We start from the raw sequence: 18,165 nt of genomic DNA, 5'->3' as shown, positions 1-18,165 counted from the left end.
CCATCTGACCCGATGGTGTCCGGCCGGCGCCTCCCGTGAGGCGCCGGCCACGGCGCTCCCTCCGCGAACTCCCGCCGCGAGCTCCCCGTCGCAGCTCGCGCAGGAAGGCTCCCCGTGAACACGATCGTCCTCGACGCCGACCGCAGGCTCCGCGGCCCGTACACGCTGGCCGCCGCGCTGCTCGACGTCGTCGTCCCGCAGGCTCTGGAGCGGTGGCCCGACCTCGCCGCCGCGTACGACATCGAGATCCGCGTCGCCGCGCCCCACCTGGCCGGTGCGGTGCCGGTGCGCAGGCGGTCGGTCGCCGACACGCTGCCGAGGCAGCAGCGCATCCTCATCCCCGGGGCCCGGCGCAGCCTCAGGATCGCCAACGGGCTGGCCGAGTTCGTCCGCGACCACCTGCGCCGCTCGGGCCCGCTCGCGCTGCGCGTGGACAACCTGGCGGAGGCCGACCAGACCGACGCCGAGCTGGTCGAGGTGCTGCGCCGCAGGGTCCACCCCGACCTGCTGACGGTGGAGCCCGGCGCGTCCGCGCCGCGCGAGGGCGCCGTGCCGCCCGACTTCGACCGCTACCGCGACGAGGGGTTCCACCACGCCATGGCCGAGGCCGGGCTGGAGGCGCTGCGCGGCATGGCGTATGCCGACGAACCCCGCCAGTGGGAGGTGCTCGTCCAGCGGGTCGCCGCGGCCCTGGAGGCCGTCGAACGCGAGGACGAGGCCAGGGAGCTCTACGACCGGGCGCGCAGGGAGAGCACCGACCCCAAGCACCGCGCCACCATCGCGTACGGCACCGCCATGCTGCTCGTCCGCCATCACGACCACGCCAGGCGCGACCCGGAGCAGGCGCTGTCCTGGATCAACGAGGCGGTCACGATCACCTCGCTGCTGCCCGACCCGGCTGAGCGCGCCTTCCACCTGGGCTTCGACCTCAACGGCAAGGCGCTGGTGGAGCTGCGCAGGGGCCGTCCCGACGCGGCGCTCGACCTCGTGCAGCAGGCCATCGACCTGGCGGAGCGGCACCTGCCCGACGAGCACCCGGTGCACCGGCTCGTCCTGTACGCCAACCGGGCGCAGCTCACGGCGGCGATGGGCCGCCCCGAGCAGGCGCTCGCCGACTACGACGCCGCCATCGCGCTCGACACTGGCTACCCCGACTACTACCTCGACCGGGGCAACCTCCTGCTCAAGCTGGGCCGCGCCGACGAGGCGCTGGCCGACTACGAGAGCGTCATGCGGCTCAGCCCGCCCTTCCCGGAGGCGTACTACAACCGGGCGGAGGTCAGGTACGCGGCGGGCGACCTCGAAGGGGCCCGCGCCGACCTGGACCACACCCTGGAGCTCGACCCGGCCTTCACGGCGGCGTACGTCAACAGGAGCGGCCTGTGCGCCGCGGCGGGCGACACCGTCCAGGCGCGGCGCGACGCCGAGCGCGGGCTGGAGCTCGACCCGGACAATCCCTACCTGCTGTGCGTGCTGGGCCAGGTGGAGGCCGCGGAGGGGCGGGCGGCCGAGGCGCTCGCGGCGTTCGACCGGGCGCTGGAGCTCGACCAGGACCTCGTGCCCGCGTGGGCGGGCCGGGGCGAGCTGGCCTTCGGACGCGGCGAGCACGACGCGGCCGTGGCCGACCTGAGCCGGGCGCTGAAGCTGGGGGAGACGGCCGAGCTCCTGTTCAACCGGGCGGTGGCGCACCGGGCGGCGGGCCGGGCCGAGGAGGCGAGGGCCGACCTGCGAAGAGCGGCGGAGCTGGCCCCGGACGACGAGGACGTCAGGCAGGCGCTCGCGGAGGTCTGAGGCGTTGGGCGGGCGGTTCTGGCTCCTCCTCGCGGGGTTCCTCACCTCGTCGCTCGGAACCTGGATCTACCGGCTGGCCCTGCCGCTGCTGGTCTACGACCTGACGGGGTCGGCGCTCGGCACCGGGCTGGTCTACGTCGTGGAGTACCTGCCGTACCTGGCGCTCTCCCTGGTGGGAGGGGTGCTGGCCGACCGGTTCGACCGGCGGAGGCTCCTGGTCGCGGGCGACGCGGTCTCGGCGGTGGTCACGCTCGCGCTGGCCCTGCTCGTCACCGCCGGTGCCGGGTCGGTGTGGCCGATCTACCTGGTGGCGCTGCTGCTGGCCGCCGTGGACCCGCTCTACCAGCCCGCGTTCCGCGCGATCCTGCCGTCGCTGGTGCCGCAGGACCGGCTGCCGCAGGCCAACGCGCGTGTCCACATGGGGGAGCACGCGGTGAACATGGCGGGACCGGTGATCGGCGGCGCGCTCGTGGTGGCGTTCGGCCACCAGGTGGCCGTGTACGTGGACGCCGCGAGCTTCGCGGTCTCGGCGCTGCTCATCGCCCTCATCGGAACGACGCCGGTCAGGACGGGCGGCCGGGGAGCGGCGCGCCGGTGGCGCGGGTCGGTGCTCGCGGACGCAGGGGAGGGGCTCCGGTTCCTCCTCGGCGGCGACCGGGTCGTGCTCACCACCGCGCTCGGCTCGCTGGCCTGCAACTTCGGGGTGTGGCTGCTGCTCGGCAACCTCGTCTACTACCTCAGCGCCTACCACGGGTTCACGCCGGAGGAGATCGGCGTCGTCTACGCCTTCCAGGGGGCGGGCGCGGTGCTCGGGGCGGCGCTGGGCAGCCGCCTGGTCAGGCGGTGGCGGCCGATGCCGCTCGTGTGCTGGGCGACGGCGGCGGGCGGGCTGTCGATGCTGCTGATGATCGTCGCGCGCGGGCCGGTCGCGATCGGCCTGGCCTGGCTGGGGCAGTTCGCGGCGGCGGGGACGTCGATCGTGGCCGTCGCCACCGTGCGCCAGCTCCTCATCCCCGAGCGGCTGCTCGGCCGGGTGCTCGGCACCAGCAGGATGATCGCGTTCTCGTCGATCCCGCTGGCGGCTCTGACGGCGGGGGCGCTGGAGGGGCTGACCCGCACCTCGTACGGGCTGATGGCGTTCGCGGGGGTGAGCTGGCTGGCCGTCGCCGCGGCGCTCGCCGTCTCGCCGCTGCGGCGGGTCACGCTCGCTGATCTGGCCGGTCGCCCTCCTGCCGGGCAGGACGCGGCCGGATCGGGACCACGAGCGGAGTCCCCGCGACCGGATCCTCGATGACCTTGGCGTCGAGCTCGAACACCTCGCCCATCAGCTCCTCGGTCAGCACCTCGCGCGGGGCGCCCGCGGCGGCGACCCGCCCGGCCCGCATGGCGACGAGCGTGTCGGCGTAGCGGGCGGCGAGGTTGAGGTCGTGCAGCACCATGACGACGGTCCGGCCGGCCGCCCGGTGCAGGTGGCGCACCAGTTCCAGCACCTCCACCTGGTGGGCCAGGTCGAGGAAGGTGGTGGGCTCGTCGAGCAGCAGCAGGTCGGTGCCCTGGGCCAGGGCCATGGAGATCCAGGCGCGCTGCCGCTGACCGCCTGACAGCTCGTCCAGGGGGCGTTCGGCCAGGTCGGCCAGGCCGGTCATCTCCAGGGCGGCCGCGACGGCCTCCTCGTCGCCCGACGACCACTGCCGGTACCACGTCTGGTGCGGGTGCCTGCCCCGCGCCACCAGGTCGGCCACGGTCAGCCCCTCGGGCGCGGTCGGCGCCTGCGGGAGCACGCCGAGGACCTTGGCCACCTCGCGGGTGGGGAGCCGGTCGATGCGCTTGCCGTCGAGCAGGACCTCGCCGCCCATGGGCTTCAGCAGCCGGCCGAGCGCACGCAGCAGCGTCGACTTGCCGCACCCGTTCGGGCCGATGATCGCGGTCACCGTGCCGGCCTCGATCCCGAGGTCGAGGCCGTCGACGACGACTCTCTCGCCGTAGCCCAGCCTGACCTTCGCGGCCTGCAGCCTCACGTACGTGCCCTCCAAATCAGGTGGATCAGGTACGGCGCGCCCAGCACGGCCGTGACGACGCCGACCGGCAGCTCGACGGGGGAGAAGGCGGTGCGGGCCAGCAGGTCGGAGCCGGCCGTGAGCACCGCCCCGACGACGGCCGACGACAGCAGCGGCGGGCGGCCCGTGCGGGCCAGGCGCAGCGCGATCTGCGGCGCGGCCAGCGCCACGAACGCGATGGGGCCCGCGGCGGCGGTGGCGACGGCCGCCAGCAGCACGGCGGCCAGGATCATCAGCGCGCGGGCGGCGTTCATCCGCACGCCGAGCGCGGTGACGGTGTCGTCGCCGAAGCGCAGCGCGTCGAGCGAGCGGGCGCCGAGCAGGGTCGCGGGCACCAGGACGGCCAGCGCCAGCGCCACGGGCGTGACGTGCTCCCAGCCGCGGGCGTTGAGCGAGCCGCTGATCCAGACCATCGCCCGGCCGGTGTCGTCGACGTCGCCGATGGTGAGGAGCCAGAACTTCACGTTCGTGAACACGGCGGCCACGCCGATGCCGACCAGCACGAGGCGGTAGCCGTCCAGGCCGCGCCGCCAGGCCAGCGCGTACACGAGGGCGGCGCCGGTGAGGCCGCCGAGCAGGGCGAGCGCGGGGACGCCGAGGGTGGACAGCAGGCCGCTGACGCCGCCGTACACGTTGCCGGCCGCGACGATCCCGGCGACGACGGCGACGGACGCGCCGGTGGTGACGCCGAGGATTTCGGGGCTGGCCAGCGGGTTGCGCGCCACGGACTGCGTGATCGCGCCGGACAGCGCCAGGGCGGCGCCGACCAGCGCGCCGGCCAGCGCCCTGGGCAGGCGCAGCTCCATCACCACGAAGTGGTCGGGGCTCGCGGGGTCGAGGACGCCGGTGACGACCGAGCCGAGGCTCATGGAGATGTTGCCGAGCCGCATGTTCAGCGCCATGAGCAGGACGAGGACCGCCAGTCCTGCCAGCGTCACGGCGACGCCGCGCGGGCGCACGCGGAACGACAGGCCGGCGACGCGTACGGGGAGGGCGGTCACAGCCGCACCGGCTTCCTGCGGCGTACCAGCAGGACGAAGAACGGCGCGCCGATCAGGGCCAGCACCACGCCCACCTCCAGCTCTCCCGGGGGGGCGACCACGCGGCCGATCACGTCGGCGAGCAGCAGCAGCGCCGCGCCGATCAGCCCCGAGTACGGCAGCAGCCACCGGTGGTCGGTGCCGGACAGCGGGCGCGCCAGGTGGGGCACGACCAGCCCGACGAACGACAGCGACCCGCACGCCGCGACGGCCGCCCCGGACAGCAGGGTGACGGCGGCGACGCCGACGGCGCGGGTCATGGCGATGTTCTGGCCGAGCCCGCGCGCGACGTCCTCGCCGAGCGACAGGGCGTTGAGCCCGGGGGCGTTGGCCGCGGCCAGCGCCAGGCCGGCGAGGACGAAGGGCAGCACCTGCCAGACGACGGCGCCGCCGCGGGCGGCGATCGAGCCGGACTGCCAGAAGCGGAACACGTCCATGGCCTGCTCGTCGAGCAGGACGACGGCGGAGGTCAGCGCGTACAGCAGGGCGCTGACGGCGGTGCCGGCGAGCGCGAGCGTGACCGGGGTGGGGCCGCCCCCGCCGGCCGCCCTGCCGCCGGGGCCGCCGCGGACGCTGCCGAGCGCGAACACCGCGACGCTGGCGGCGAGCGCGCCGGCCAGGCCGAGCCAGATGTAGCCGAGCAGGTTGGACGCGCCGAACACGACGATCGACGTGACCATCGCGAACGCGGCGCCCTGCGTGACGCCGAGCAGGCCGGGGTCGGCGAGGGGGTTGCGGGTGTGGCCCTGCATGAGCGCGCCGGCGACGCCCAGCGCGATGCCGGCGAGGACGCCGAGCGCGGTCCTCGGCACGCGCAGCGAGCGGATGACGATGTCGTTGTCGGTGCCGGTGGGGGCGGTGAGCGCGTGCCAGGCGTCGGCCAGGGGCACCGGCTTGGCGCCGACGGTGATGCTCAGCGCGGCGGCGAGCAGGAGCGCGGCGAGCAGGACGGCGAGGAGGGACAGTCTCCGGGCGCGCAGGCCGCGCAGGCGCGGCGCCACAGCGGTTGCGCTCATGCGGTCCCTCCTCCGTTTGCCCGATCCCGCTGAAGTATGCCAGGTTAGGCAGGGCTAACCTAATTTAGGTTTGCCTTACTTCAGCTTGGGAAGGGATCTCTCGATGCGACCGTTGCGCGCGCTGATCGGCGCCGTCCTGCTCGCGGGCCTGGCCGCCTGCGGCTCCACCCAGCCGCCGGCGGGCGGCACGTCCGGCCAGCCGTTCCGCACGGTCAAGCACGCGATGGGCGAGACCGCGATCCCGGCCCAGCCGAAGCGGGTGGTCGCGCTCGACCAGAGCTTCGTCGACGCCGTGCTCACCCTGGAGACCCCGGTGGTGGGCTTCACCACCTACCGCTCCATCGAGGGCGGCCTGCCGCCCTACCTCGGCCAGGTCGCGGAGAAGTACGGCAAGGACGCCACCACGGTCGGCACGCTGGAGCAGCCGAGCCTGGAGAAGATCGCCGCGCTCAAGCCCGACCTCATCCTCTCGGCCAAGGTCAGGCACGAGGCCCTGTACGACAAGCTGTCGAAGATCGCGCCGACGGTGTTCAGCGAGACGACGGGCGCCATCTGGAAGGAGAACCTGCGGCTGGTAGGCCAGGCCCTCGGCAAGGAGCAGCTCGCCGACGCCACGATCAAGGCGTACGAGGACCGCGCGGCCAAGATCGGTACGGAGATCAAGGAGAAGGAGGGCGAGCTGCCCACCATCTCGATCGTGCGCTTCGCCGGTGAGCCGACGACCCGCCTGTACGTGGAGAAGTCGTACTCGGGGATCGTCATGAAGGACGTCGGGTTCCCCCGGCCGCAGGGCCAGCCCACCACCACCGAGACCATCGTGGTCAACGTCAGCCAGGAGCGCATCGCCGACCTCGACGCCGACCACATCTTCGTCGCGACCTACGCCGACCCGACGGCCGAGGCGCCGAAGGAGAAGTTCACCGCCAACCCGCTGTGGGGCAAGCTCAAGGGGCAGAAGCACGACGTCGACGACCAGACCTGGATGACCGCCGTGGGCATCCAGGGGGCCCACTCCGTCCTGGACGACGTCGCCAAGATCTTCGGAGTGGGCCCCGCGAGGGCCTGACGGCCCCGGGCTCAGCCGGGAAGGAACGCGCGCAGGTCGTCCAGGTGCGGCTCGACGTCGAGCCCCTGGGCGGCCAGCCATTCCGGGTCGCCGTAGGTGCCCCGGTAGCGGTCGCCGCGGTCGCAGACGAGCGTGACGACGCTGCCCCGCTCGCCGGCCGCGCGCATCTCGCGGACGAGGTCCACGCAGGCCGCCATGTTGGTGCCGGTGGACCCGCCCACGTCGAGGCCGGTGACCTCGCGCGTCCAGTGCATGGCGGCGATCGAGCGGGCGTCCGGCACGGCGATCATGCGGTCGATGACCGCCGGCTGGAACGACGGCTCGACGCGCGGCCTGCCGATGCCCTCGATGCGCGACCCGGGGGCGGTGACGGTCAGGTCGCCCGACACCCAGGCGGGGTAGAAGGCCGAGCCCTCGGGGTCGGCGACGGCCAGGCGGGTGGCGTGGCGGCGGTAGCGGATGTAGCGCCCGATGGTGGACGACGTGCCGCCGGTGCCCGCGCCGACCACGATCCAGGAGGGTTCGGGGTGCGGCTCCAGCGCCATCTGCGCGTAGATCGACTCGGCGATGTTGTTGTTGCCCCGCCAGTCGGTGGCCCGCTCGGCGTAGGTGAACTGGTCCATGAAGTGGCCGCCGGTCTCGGCGGTCAGGCGGTTCGACTCCTCGTAGATCGCGCAGGGGTCGTCCACCAGGTGGCACTTGCCGCCGTAGAACTCGATGAGGTGGCACTTCTCCGGCGACGTGGAGGCCGGCATCACGGCGATGAAGGGCAGCCCGAGCAGGCGGGCGAAGTAGGCCTCGCTCACGGCGGTGGACCCGCTGGAGGCCTCGATGATCGTGGTGGACGGCCCGATCCAGCCGTTGGCCAGTCCGTAGAGGAACAGGGAGCGGGCCAGCCGGTGTTTGAGTGAACCGGTGGGGTGCACCGACTCGTCTTTCAAGTAGAGGTTTACACCCCAGTCGGAGGGCAGCGGAAAGACGTGCAGGTGCGTGTCACAGCTACGGTTGGCATCGGCTTCGACCGTGCGTACGGCCTCGGCCACCCAGCGGCGGGTCGAGGCATCGTGGCGGTCAACGAAATTCTTCCTCATACGCTATCTCTTGTGACTCTCGCCACGATTAGTGCGAAATTGGACAGGTAGTGTTATGATAATGAGATCTTGTCCGGCCGTGGACGTGACCACGCACGCCGCGAGCAGATGGACGTTGAACCCCTTCTGACCAGGCGGAACCCTAACGCGTCCCTTACATGGGGCTTGTGAAGATGGTAACGCCGTCAGGCGGCCTATGCCGAAACCGGGGGATGTGCGCGCAAGGGGGAATGACTTGATCACTATGACTGAGGAACAGCGTCAGGACTGGTTCGAGCGCGACGTCGTGCCGGTGACGTCGCAGCTGTTCGCCTCCGCGATGCGCCTCACCCGGAACGCCGCCGACGCCGAGGACCTCGTGCAGGAGACCGTCGCCAAGGCGTACACCTCCTACCACCAGTTCCGCGAGGGCACCAACCTCAAGGCGTGGCTGCACCGGATCCTGACCAACAACTTCATCAACGACTACCGCAAGAAGCAGCGCTCGCCCAAGCTGTCCGCCGCCGAGGACATCGAGGACTGGCAGCTGCACGCCGCCGAGTCCCACTCCTCCACGGGCCTGCGCTCCGCCGAGACCGAGGCGCTCGACCGGCTCCCCGACACCGTCGTGATGAACGCCCTTCGCGCGCTCCCCGAGGACTTCCGCGTGGCCGTCTACCTGGCCGACGTCGAGGGCTTCCCCTACAAGGAGATCGCCGAGCGCATGGGCACCCCCATCGGCACGGTCATGTCCCGCCTGCACCGCGGCCGCCGCCAGCTGCGCGGCATGCTGGAGGAGTACGCCCGCGAGGAGGGCGCCCTCCGGCTGCCCGCCCAGCGCGCCGCGGCCTGACCCGCCGCCCCTCACCACCCCGATCCACCCGGCCGTGCCGCCCCTGCGGGCTCCGCCCGCGGGACGTCAGCAGGGGCCGCTCAGCCCCAGGTGGAGGCGGACCCGCAGCACCCCGTCGCGGTCGCGCAGCTCCACCAGGTCGCAGAGCTGCCGGCTGATCCAGAGCCCGTATCCCCTCGGGGACTCGGGCTCCGGCGGCAGGTAGCCGGGCAGCGGGTCGTCCAGGCCGCCGCCCGGGTTGGCCACCTCGCAGACCAGCTCGCCGCCGCCGTTCGCGCCGCCGCGCCCCACCCACATCGTCACCGTGCCGTGGCCGGCGCCGTGCTCCACGCTGTTCGCCGCGATCTCCGAGACGCTGAGCACGATGGACGTGATGAGGTTGCGGTGCATGCCCGCCGCCCTGGCGTAGTCGCCCACCGCCTGGCGCACCCGTTTCAGCTCGCGGGCCGTGAACCGTACGACGTGGGCGTCCTCCGCCGGCTCGGGCAGCGGCGCGAGGTCGCCGTCCAGCACCAGCTCGTGCGGCTCGACGAAGCCCCCGCTCGGCCGCTCGCCGGCCGCTCCCAGCACCACCGGGTGGACGACCGGGCAGAGGCCGAGCACCTGGCGCGGGGTCGTGCGCTCGTCGTACAGGCATAACAGGCTGGCGGGGGCGCCGCGCAGCGCCGCGTTGAGCAGCCCGTCGTAGCGCACCAGCTCGCGGGCGGTGCGGTCGTCCAGGCGCTCCCAGGGCGGCTCGCCCACCACCAGGACGGGCCCGGCGCGGGCGTACTCGTGGCAGGCGGCCAGCATGCGGTGGGGGTGGGCGTACCAGGAGGCGGGGGAGCGGACCTCGATCCGCTCGGCCTCGACGCCGAGAGCGACGGCCAGCAGGCCCATCCGCTCGGGACATACGACGGCCAGGACGCGCCCGCCCTCGGACAGCGCGGCGCGCACACGCGGAACGGTCGCCTCCAGGAAGGCGGTCTCGGACCCGTACGGCGCCGCGACGTGCACCGGCGGTTCGCCGCGGGTCCGCGCCCGGTCGGGGTGCACGCGCGAAACGTAGCAAGCGCTTGTCGATCACGCAACGCCGCCGGGCCGCCGCCCGCCCCGGCGACCGAGGCGACGGCGACCGAGGCGACGGCCGGTCGAAGGGATGGCGGTCAGGTCAGGCGACGGCGATCAGGGCCACCGCGCCCAGCGCGCAGGCGACTCCCGCCAGCTGGACGGCGCGCAGCCGCTCGCCCAGCACCTGCCTGGCCAGCACCAGCGTGCTGGCCGGGTACAGCGACACCAGCACCGCGACCAGGCTCAGCAGCCCGTGCTGCTTGGCCAGCAGGTAGAGGACGTTGGCCGCCATGTCGAGCGTGCCCGCCGCCACGATCACGCGCAGCCCGCCGGCACTGGGCCGCAGCGCCCGCCGGGTGGCGAGGGCCAGCAGCAGCACCACGGAGATCGACGAGAGCCGCGCGCCGACCAGCGGCCACAGCCCGGCCTCCTTCTGTGCGAGCGCCAGCAGGACGAAGAAGCCGCCGAACCCGGCGCCCGCCGCGAGCGCGGCCAGCACCGAGCCGGGCGAGGCGCCCTCGCCCCCGCCGGGGCTCTGGCTGACCAGCAGCACCGACCCCAGCGCGAGCACCACGCCGACCAGCGCCCAGAACGACGGCCGCTCGCCCGTCGCCAGGCCGAACACCACCGGCAGCGCCGCCGAGGTGACCGCGGTGGTCGGTGCCACGACCGACATCACCCCGGTGGCCAGCGCCCGGTAGAACAGCACGAGACCGGCCGCCCCCGACACGCCGGCGGCCAGGCCCCAGAGCACGTCCTCGCCGCCGAGGCGTCCGGGCAGCAGCGGCAGCAGGACCAGGATCAACGCCAGTCCGGCGACCTGCGACAGCGCGACGACAGCCAGCACGCGGGACCTGCGCGTGGCCAGGCCGCCGAAGAAGTCGGCCGTGCCGTACACGATCGCGCACGCGGTCGCCAGGATCACCGCAGTCACGTTTCCTCCACGAACGGTTCAATGCAATGCACTGTCAGTACAACACACGAGATGCAGTGAGTTGTACTCGGGGTTCACTAGACTGCACCGCATGCAGGATCCCGAGATCATCACCCAGGCCATCGCCAACAACGTGCGGGCCACCCGCGCGCACCGCGGCCTCACGCTCGACGCGCTGGCCGCCAGGTCCGGCGTCAGCAGGGGGATGCTCGTGCAGGTGGAGCAGGGCCGCACCAACCCCAGTGTGTCCACGCTCACCCGCATCGCCTCGGCGCTCGGGGTCACCGTCGCCCGCCTGGTCGAGGTCGGCGACGTGCCGATGGTCCGCATCGTCCCCAAGGCCGACGTCGTCACCTTCCAGCAGGGCGAGACGCAGGCACGGCTGCTCGTCGGCGCCGACACGCCCATGATCCTGGAGCTGTGGGACTGGCGGCTCGCCCCGGGCGAGCACCACGACGGCGACGCCCACCCCGCCGGCACCCGCGAGATGCTGACCGTGCTGGCCGGCGAGCTCACCCTCAGCGTGTTCGGCAAGACCCACGTCATCGGCGCGGGCGACGCCGTGCTGTTCACCGCAGACCGCCCCCACCGCTACGCCAACGAGGCGGAGGAGGAGCTCAGGTTCGTCATGGTGGTCGCCGAGCCGCGAGAGGCTCCCGACCAATAACGCGGAACAGCCTCCTGATCACCATCGGGAGTTTCATGATTACTCCATGTCTTGGGCGGCTGATGCCCGTCGATGGGTACATCCCGGTGTGAACGTCGCGACGTCGGCAGGGGGTGGCGTGTGAGCGAGGCCGATGCGGCCACGGAGAAGCTCCGGGCGGAGCTGCATGGCCTGGGGGTCACCACCGCGTACGACGTCGGTGACGGGGAGACGCTCTCCGTCTGGATCGGCCTCGTCGTGCGCTACAGGGACGGCTTTTACCGCTGGCAGGAAGGGGCGGTGAAACGTCGTCATTTGGGTACGGATCCCGATGGATGTGCCATGCGTGTGGCGCGCCGCTTCAAGGAACTGCAGGCCGATATCCCACTCTGGTGGAACGACCTGGCCAGGGAGCTGCGGGGGGACCGGGTCCAGAGCTATCCATAGACCCCGCGCGCCGTTTCAGGGGGACACATGCGCGGATGGGCGGTGGCGCTCGCACTGCTGACGCTCATGGCGTGCGGCGGCGAGCCGTGGCCGCGGCGTGAGCATCAGCTGGCCCCGGTCCGCGCGCCGCAGGCCATCGACCCGGCGGCCCTCGCCAGGCGCCTCGCCGCGATCCAGCCGGGCTGGCCGCGCAGCCGCAGGTTCGACTGCGCCAAGCTCAAGTGCGTCGCCCTGACCTTCGACGACGGGCCCGGCGAGTACACCCCGCGGCTGCTCGACGAGCTGCGCAGGCGCGACGTCAAGGCCACCTTCTTCGTGCTCGGCGAGATGGTCGCCGCCGACCGGAGCGGCCACATGATCCGGCGCATCGCCGCAGACGGCCACGAGCTCGGCAACCACTCGTGGAACCACCCGTCGCTCACCGGCGTGTCAGGCGACGAGCTCAAACGCCAGCTCAGGCAGACCGAGGAGCTCGTGCACCGGCTCACCGGGGTGCGGATGCGGCTGATGCGGCCGCCGTACGGGGCCACGGACAAGGCGGTCGCCGAGGAGACGCGCCGCGAGGGCCTGGCGCAGATCCTCTGGAACGTCGACACGCTCGACTGGCGCGACCGCGACCCCGAGGTGGTGGCCAGGCGGGCCGCCGCCGCGACGCCCGGCTCGATCGTCCTGATGCACGACATCCACCCGACGACCGTGGAGGCCGTGCCCAAGGTGCTCGACACGCTCGCCAAGAAGGGCTTCACCTTCGTGACGGTCTCCGAGCTCTACGGCAAGGAGCCCCTGGCGGGCAAGACGTACACCGAGCGCTGAACCGCCGCACCGGCGTGGCACGCTGGTCGGCATGGGTTTCACCGGCTTCCCCGACGAGGCGTTCCTGTACTACGAGGGCCTCGAGGCGGACAACTCCAAGACCTACTTCACCCGGCACAGGCAGCTGTACGAGCAGGCCGTGCGCGCCCCGATGGAGGCGCTGGCCGAGGAGCTGGCGGGCGAGTTCGGGCAGGCGACGCTGTTCCGGCCGTACCGCGACGTGCGTTACGCCAAGGACAAGAGCCCGTACAAGACGCACCAGGGCGCCTTCGTCGACGTGGAGCCGGGCATCGGCCTGTACGTCGAGCTGAGCGCGGCCGGCCTGTACGTGGCGGGCGGCTGCTACACCAAGGCCCCCGACCAGGTGGCCCGCTACCGGGCCGCCGTCGACGACGACCTCACGGGCAAGCCCCTGGCCGCGATCACCCAGGCGCTGGAGGAGGCCGGCTACGAGCTCGCGGGCGACCGGCTCAAGACCAGGCCGCGCGGCTTCGACGACGGCCACCCGCGCATCGCGCTGCTGCGGCACCGCTCGCTGTACGCGGGCGTCAGGTTCGAGCCGGAGCCGTGGGTGCTCACCGGCGAGGTGCGCGACCGGGTGGCCACGGACTGGCGCGCGTTCGGCCCGCTGGTGGACTGGCTGGCCGCGCACGTACGCGGCAGCGAGCTCCCGCCCCGCCGCTGACCCTCCCGCCCCGCTCCTCGCGGCAGGAGGCCGGGGCGTCCGCGCGGGAGGAGGCCGGGGCGTCCGTGCGGGAGGCCGGGGCGTCCGGTCCGCACGCCGTCGGCCTTCGTCAGGCCGACGGCGGGGTGGAGGTCAGGAGCGCTTGGCCCTGGCGGCGGCGCGGCCGCGGGTGGCGGCGTCGAGCACGACCTTGCGGATGCGCACCGCCTCCGGCGTGATCTCCACGCACTCGTCCTCGCGGATGAACTCGAGCGCCTGCTCAAGCGACAGCACCCGCGGCGGGATCACCTTCTCCGTCTCCTCGCTGGTGGAGGAGCGCATGTTGGTGAGCTTCTTCTCCTTGGTGATGTTGACATCCATGTCGTCGGACCGGGAGTTCTCGCCCACGATCATGCCCTCGTACACCTCGGTGCCGGGGGAGACGAACAGGGTGCCGCGCTCCTGCAGGTTGAGCATGGCGAACGCCGTGACGGGGCCCGAGCGGTCGGCCACCAGGGAGCCGTTGTTGCGGGTGCGCAGCTCGCCGAACCACGGCTCGTACGAGTCGAAGACGTGGTGGACCAGGCCGGTGCCGCGGGTCTCGGTCAGGAACTCGGTGCGGAAGCCGATGAGGCCGCGCGCCGGCACCACGAACTCCATGCGGATCCAGCCGGTGCCGTGGTTGGTCATGTGCTCCATGCGGCCCTTGCGGACGGCCAGGAGCTGCGTGACGGCGCCGAGGTACTCCTCGGGGCAGTCGACCGTGAGGCGCTCGACCGGCTCGTGCAGCTTGCCGTCGACCGTCTTGGTGACGACCTGCGGCTTGCCGACGGTGAGCTCGTAGCCCTCGCGGCGCATCTGCTCGACCAGGATGGCCAGCGCCAGCTCGCCGCGGCCCTGCACCTCCCAGGCGTCGGGACGGTCGGTGGGGAGCACGCGCAGCGAGACGTTGCCGACGAGCTCCTTCTCGAGGCGGTCCTTGACCATGCGCGCCGTGACCTTGCCGCCCTTGACCTTGCCGACGAGCGGCGAGGTGTTGGTGCCGATGGTCATGGAGATGGCCGGCTCGTCGACGGTGATGAGCGGCAGCGGGCGCGGGTCGTCGGGGTCGGCCAGCGTCTCGCCGATCATGATGTCGGGGATGCCGGCGATGGCGATGATGTCGCCAGGCCCCGCCTCCTCGGCCGGCTTGCGCTCCAGCGCCTCGGTCATCAGCAGCTCGGTGATCTTCACCCGCTGCACGGAGCCGTCGGTGCGGCACCAGGCCACCTGCTGGCCCTTGCGCATCACGCCCTGGTGGATGCGGCACAGCGCGATGCGGCCCAGGTAGGAGGAGGCGTCGAGGTTGGTGACGTGCGCCTGGAGCGGCGCGCTCGGGTCGTACGTGGGCGCGGGGATGGTCGACTTGATGATCTCGAAGAGCGGTTCGAGGTCCTCGGAGTCGGGCATGCCGCCGTCCTCGGGACGGTTCAGCGACGCCCGGCCCGCCTTGGCGGAGGCGTAGACGATCGGGAAGTCGATCTGGTCCTCGGTCGCGTCGAGGTCCATGAACAGCTCGTAGACCTCGTCGACGACCTCCCTGATGCGGGCGTCGGGCCGGTCGACCTTGTTGATGCACAGGATGACGGGCATCTTCGCGGCGAGCGCCTTGCGCAGCACGAACCGGGTCTGGGGCAGCGGGCCCTCGGAGGCGTCGACGAGCAGCACGACGCCGTCGACCATCGACAGGCCGCGCTCGACCTCGCCGCCGAAGTCGGCGTGGCCGGGGGTGTCGATGATGTTGATGGTCATGCCGCCGTGCTTGACGGCGGTGTTCTTCGCGAGAATGGTGATGCCCTTCTCGCGTTCGAGGTCGTTGGAGTCCATGACGCGGTCGTCCACGTCCTGGTTGGCGCGGAACGCCCCGGACTGCCAGAGCATCGCGTCGACGAGGGTGGTCTTCCCGTGGTCGACGTGCGCGATGATCGCGATGTTCCGCAGGTCGTCGCGGCTGTTCAAAGGCATGATGACGTCTCGCTCTGTGTCGTGGGGACCGCCGCGCGATGTCGCGACCGCATAAGTCTAGTTGATCCCCCCAGGTGGGAGGAGCGGGACCGGGGACGACGGCCCACTCCGGTGAACGGGCGGGCAACGGGGAGGGAACCGGCGGGCAACGCGCATGGAACGGGCGCCCCGGGGCAGAGGGGCGCCTGTGACGTCCGATGAGGGATTGGTGCTGCTGGCGGCGTGGGGCGAGTTCGCCGTGCTGCTCCTGCTCCTCGCGTACTTCCTGCTGAAGGGCCGGGCATGAGGGCGCCGTCCGCCCTGGCGGCCGTGCTGCTGGCGCTGGTCCTGGCCGTCGCGGGGTGCGTGAGTCCCGCCTGGGACGACCACGACTACGCGCTGAAGGGGGAGCAGACGGCCAAGACCGCCCTGTCGAAGGTCGAGATCGTCCGCATCGCCGTCGCGGACTCCCGCCGCCTGCCGCAGCCGTACCTGGAGACGCTGCTCACCAAGGCCTCCTCGGACCTCAGCAACGTGGAGACCCAGTTCGGCGGCGTGCAGCCGCCCACGCGGCGCTCCGACAGGCTGCGCGACCACCTCCTCGACCTCGTCCAGCAGGCGCAGGCCGAGGTGCAGGGGCTGCTCATCCAGGTCAGGAGGAACGGGATCGAGGACCCGGCGGGCTCGGCGAACCGGCTGGAGCGGATCGCGGAGGAACTGCGGTGAAGCGCCTCTTCGCCGTCACGCTCGGCATCCTCACCGCGTTCGGCGGCTTCGTGGACATCGGCGACCTGGTGGCCAACGGCCTGGTCGGGGCCAGGTTCGGCATGTCGCTGGCCTGGACCGTCGTGGTGGGCGTGATCGGCATCTGCCTGTTCGCCGAGATGTCGGGCCGCATCGCCGCCGTGTCGGGACGGCCCGTGTTCGACCTCGTACGCGAACGGCTCGGGCCGAAGGCGGGCCTGGTCAACCTGGCGGCGTCGCTGTTCGTGAACCTGCTCACGCTGGCCGCGGAGATCGGCGGCGCCTCGCTCGCGCTGGAGCTGGCGACCGGCGTCAACTACCTGCTGTGGGTGCCGGCCGTGGCGTTCGTGGCCTGGCTGGTGATGTGGCGGGTCAAGTTCGAGACCATGGAGCGGGTGTTCGGGCTGGCCGGGCTCGCGCTCGTCGTGTTCGTCGTCGCGCTGTGGCAGCTCGGGCCCGACTGGGGAGAGCTGGGGCGCCAGCTCACGTCGCCGCCGCAGGACGAGGGCGCGCCCACGTACTGGTACTACGCCATCGCCCTGCTGGGCGGCGCCATGACGCCGTACGAGGTGTTCTTCTTCTCCTCCGGCGGGGTCGAGGAGAAGTGGCGGCCGCGCGACCTGGTCACGGCGCGCGCCAACGTCTTCGTCGGCTTCCCGCTCGGCGGACTGATGTCGATCAGCATCGCGGCGTGCGCGGCGACGGTGTTCCTGCCGTTCGACGCGCAGGTGGACGCCCTCGGGGAGATCGTGCTGCCGGTCGGGCTCGGGCTGGGGCAGATCGGCATGGCACTGGTCATCTTCGGCGTGTTCGCGGCCACGTTCGGGGCGACGCTGGAGACGGCCCTGTCGTCGGGCTACACGCTGAGCCAGTACTTCGGCTGGCAGTGGGGCAAGTTCGTACGGCCGAGGAGCGCGGCCCGCTTCCACGCGGTGCTGCTGGTCGCGGTGGTGCTGGCCACGGCGCTCATCCTCACCACGATCGATCCGATCATGGTGACGGAGTACTCGCTGGTCTTCTCCGCCGCGGCGCTGCCGCTCACGTACTTCCCCGTGCTGCTGATCGCCAACGATCCCGACTACATGGGGGACCGGGTCAACGGCCGCTTCACCAACGCGCTCGGCACGTTCTACATGATCCTGCTGAGCCTGATCACGGTGGCGGCGCTGCCGCTGATGATCGCGACGAAGGCGGGGCAATGAGGGCGCGGGAGATCCACGCGGGCCTGCAGCTGCTCGACAGGCAGGTGGTCAGGGTCGGCACGGGCGGCCTGGTGTGCAAGGTGGACGACCTGGAGCTGCAGGGCGACCCGCCGTACGTGTCGGCGATCCTCGCCGGGCCCCTCGCCCTGGGCCCGCGCGTCGGCGGCCTCCCGGGCTGGCTGATGGTGCAGGTGACGAGGCTGTTCAGGCCCGAGGAGGATCCGCAGCCGCGGCGCATCCCCATGCACCTCGTCAACGAGATCGGCAGCGCGGTCGTGGTGGGCGGCGAGCCGGCCGAGCCCGCGCTCGAACGCTGGCTGCGTGAGAACGTCATCGCCCGCATCCCGGGCAGCGGAGGCGAGGGCCCGCCGTACGCCGAGCCGGAGCACGCGACGGGGCACGCGCCGCGCATCAGCGCGCTCCTCGGCCGCAGGGTGACCGACGCCGAGGGGACGGTCGTGGGTAAGGTCGCCGACGTGCGGCTGTGCCAGGACGGCCCGCTGCTGCACGGCGTGCAGAACGCGTTCAGGATCGCGGGGCTGGTCGTGGTGCCCGAGCGGACGGGCAAGCTCTTTGGCTACGAACGCGGGCCGGGCGGCCAGGCGCCGTGGCTGGTGCGGGCGGTCATCACGCGGTGGTTCTCGGGCAGCGCGCTGGTCGGCTGGGACCAGGTGGACGCGTCCTCCGCGAGATTCGAGACGCCTGAGGTGCGGCTCACCGTGCCGGCCCGCGATCTGGCCCCGCTCACGGACCTGTACGAACGCGAGCCACGAGGGTAGGGGGAGCGCT

General features: G+C 72.4%; 18 protein-coding genes. 11 read left to right on the top strand and 7 right to left on the bottom strand.

Features of this window, described 5'->3' with window-relative positions; genetic code table 11:
• Window positions 1–114 precede the first annotated feature (114 nt).
• Together BMX74_RS29250 and BMX74_RS29245 are read left to right on the top strand one after the other, a co-directional pair.
• On the top strand, window positions 115–1,791 hold the full coding sequence (locus BMX74_RS29250; RefSeq protein WP_091103913.1) for a tetratricopeptide repeat protein: 1,677 nt from the start codon (window positions 115–117) through the stop codon (window positions 1,789–1,791).
• Between the two features lie 4 nt (window positions 1,792–1,795).
• Window positions 1,796–3,085, top strand: coding sequence for an MFS transporter (locus BMX74_RS29245; protein WP_091103912.1), 1,290 nt, complete (start codon window positions 1,796–1,798; stop codon window positions 3,083–3,085).
• Here BMX74_RS29245 and BMX74_RS29240 read toward each other — a convergent pair.
• The 3 genes from BMX74_RS29240 to BMX74_RS29230 are packed head-to-tail and all read right to left on the bottom strand — an operon-like array spanning window position 2,991 to window position 5,904.
• On the bottom strand, window positions 2,991–3,809 hold the full coding sequence (locus BMX74_RS29240; protein WP_082535241.1) for an ABC transporter ATP-binding protein: 819 nt from the start codon (window positions 3,807–3,809) through the stop codon (window positions 2,991–2,993). The genes BMX74_RS29245 and BMX74_RS29240 overlap by 95 nt on opposite strands.
• Complete coding sequence (locus BMX74_RS29235; RefSeq protein ID WP_256257324.1) at window positions 3,806–4,849, bottom strand: FecCD family ABC transporter permease; 1,044 nt, start codon at window positions 4,847–4,849, stop codon at window positions 3,806–3,808. The genes BMX74_RS29240 and BMX74_RS29235 overlap by 4 nt, the downstream gene beginning before the upstream one ends.
• Window positions 4,846–5,904, bottom strand: coding sequence for a FecCD family ABC transporter permease (locus BMX74_RS29230; RefSeq protein ID WP_091103910.1), 1,059 nt, complete (start codon window positions 5,902–5,904; stop codon window positions 4,846–4,848). Before BMX74_RS29230 ends, BMX74_RS29235 begins: the two co-directional genes overlap by 4 nt.
• A 103-nt stretch (window positions 5,905–6,007) precedes the next feature.
• On the opposite strand from BMX74_RS29230, the gene BMX74_RS29225 reads away from it, so the two are divergent.
• Window positions 6,008–6,970 (top strand): ABC transporter substrate-binding protein, encoded by a 963-nt coding sequence (locus tag BMX74_RS29225; protein ID WP_091103909.1) that lies wholly within the window; start codon window positions 6,008–6,010, stop codon window positions 6,968–6,970.
• 11 nt (window positions 6,971–6,981) lie between these two features.
• On the opposite strand, the gene BMX74_RS29220 is transcribed toward BMX74_RS29225, so the two are convergent.
• Window positions 6,982–8,061 (bottom strand): PLP-dependent cysteine synthase family protein, encoded by a 1,080-nt coding sequence (locus BMX74_RS29220; RefSeq protein ID WP_055505114.1) that lies wholly within the window; start codon window positions 8,059–8,061, stop codon window positions 6,982–6,984.
• Between the two features lie 196 nt (window positions 8,062–8,257).
• Here BMX74_RS29220 and BMX74_RS29215 point away from each other — a divergent pair, with 196 nt between their 5' ends.
• The gene (locus tag BMX74_RS29215) at window positions 8,258–8,893 is read left to right on the top strand and encodes a sigma-70 family RNA polymerase sigma factor (protein WP_055505113.1); all 636 of its coding nucleotides are present in this window, start codon (window positions 8,258–8,260) and stop codon (window positions 8,891–8,893) included.
• 66 nt (window positions 8,894–8,959) lie between these two features.
• On the opposite strand, the gene BMX74_RS29210 is transcribed toward BMX74_RS29215, so the two are convergent.
• Entirely contained in the window at window positions 8,960–9,928 is a 969-nt protein-coding gene (locus tag BMX74_RS29210) for a sensor histidine kinase (RefSeq protein WP_091103907.1), read from the bottom strand.
• Between the two features lie 115 nt (window positions 9,929–10,043).
• Window positions 10,044–10,877: a DMT family transporter gene (locus BMX74_RS29205; protein WP_055505111.1), complete on the bottom strand. Its 834-nt coding sequence runs from the start codon at window positions 10,875–10,877 to the stop codon at window positions 10,044–10,046.
• Window positions 10,878–10,968: 91 nt separating this feature from the next.
• Here BMX74_RS29205 and BMX74_RS29200 point away from each other — a divergent pair, with 91 nt between their 5' ends.
• From BMX74_RS29200 to BMX74_RS29185, 4 genes are all read left to right on the top strand, one after another.
• On the top strand, window positions 10,969–11,544 hold the full coding sequence (locus BMX74_RS29200; protein WP_055505110.1) for a helix-turn-helix domain-containing protein: 576 nt from the start codon (window positions 10,969–10,971) through the stop codon (window positions 11,542–11,544).
• Between the two features lie 120 nt (window positions 11,545–11,664).
• Complete coding sequence (locus BMX74_RS29195; protein ID WP_055505109.1) at window positions 11,665–11,970, top strand: hypothetical protein; 306 nt, start codon at window positions 11,665–11,667, stop codon at window positions 11,968–11,970.
• 27 nt (window positions 11,971–11,997) lie between these two features.
• Window positions 11,998–12,783, top strand: coding sequence for a polysaccharide deacetylase family protein (locus BMX74_RS29190; RefSeq protein ID WP_091103906.1), 786 nt, complete (start codon window positions 11,998–12,000; stop codon window positions 12,781–12,783).
• 31 nt (window positions 12,784–12,814) lie between these two features.
• Window positions 12,815–13,468: a DUF2461 domain-containing protein gene (locus tag BMX74_RS29185; RefSeq protein ID WP_091103904.1), complete on the top strand. Its 654-nt coding sequence runs from the start codon at window positions 12,815–12,817 to the stop codon at window positions 13,466–13,468.
• A gap of 132 nt (window positions 13,469–13,600) precedes the next feature.
• On the opposite strand, the gene typA is transcribed toward BMX74_RS29185, so the two are convergent.
• Window positions 13,601–15,451: a translational GTPase TypA gene (gene typA / locus BMX74_RS29180; protein ID WP_055505106.1), complete on the bottom strand. Its 1,851-nt coding sequence runs from the start codon at window positions 15,449–15,451 to the stop codon at window positions 13,601–13,603.
• A gap of 282 nt (window positions 15,452–15,733) precedes the next feature.
• Here typA and BMX74_RS29175 point away from each other — a divergent pair, with 282 nt between their 5' ends.
• Genes BMX74_RS29175 through BMX74_RS29165 form a run of 3 tightly spaced genes read left to right on the top strand, consistent with a single transcriptional unit; the run spans window position 15,734 to window position 18,155 of the window.
• Complete coding sequence (locus BMX74_RS29175) at window positions 15,734–16,156, top strand: hypothetical protein (RefSeq protein ID WP_055505105.1); 423 nt, start codon at window positions 15,734–15,736, stop codon at window positions 16,154–16,156.
• Window positions 16,153–17,376, top strand: a complete 1,224-nt coding sequence (locus tag BMX74_RS29170) for an NRAMP family divalent metal transporter (RefSeq protein ID WP_055505104.1) — start codon at window positions 16,153–16,155, stop codon at window positions 17,374–17,376. Before BMX74_RS29175 ends, BMX74_RS29170 begins: the two co-directional genes overlap by 4 nt.
• Window positions 17,373–18,155: a hypothetical protein gene (locus BMX74_RS29165; RefSeq protein ID WP_091103903.1), complete on the top strand. Its 783-nt coding sequence runs from the start codon at window positions 17,373–17,375 to the stop codon at window positions 18,153–18,155. The genes BMX74_RS29170 and BMX74_RS29165 overlap by 4 nt, the downstream gene beginning before the upstream one ends.
• Window positions 18,156–18,165: the final 10 nt, after the last annotated feature.

It is taken from the genome of Nonomuraea pusilla (assembly GCF_900109355.1).
Classification (GTDB): Bacteria; Actinomycetota; Actinomycetes; order Streptosporangiales; family Streptosporangiaceae; genus Nonomuraea; species Nonomuraea pusilla.
This window is presented reverse-complemented; position numbering and strand designations above follow the sequence as displayed.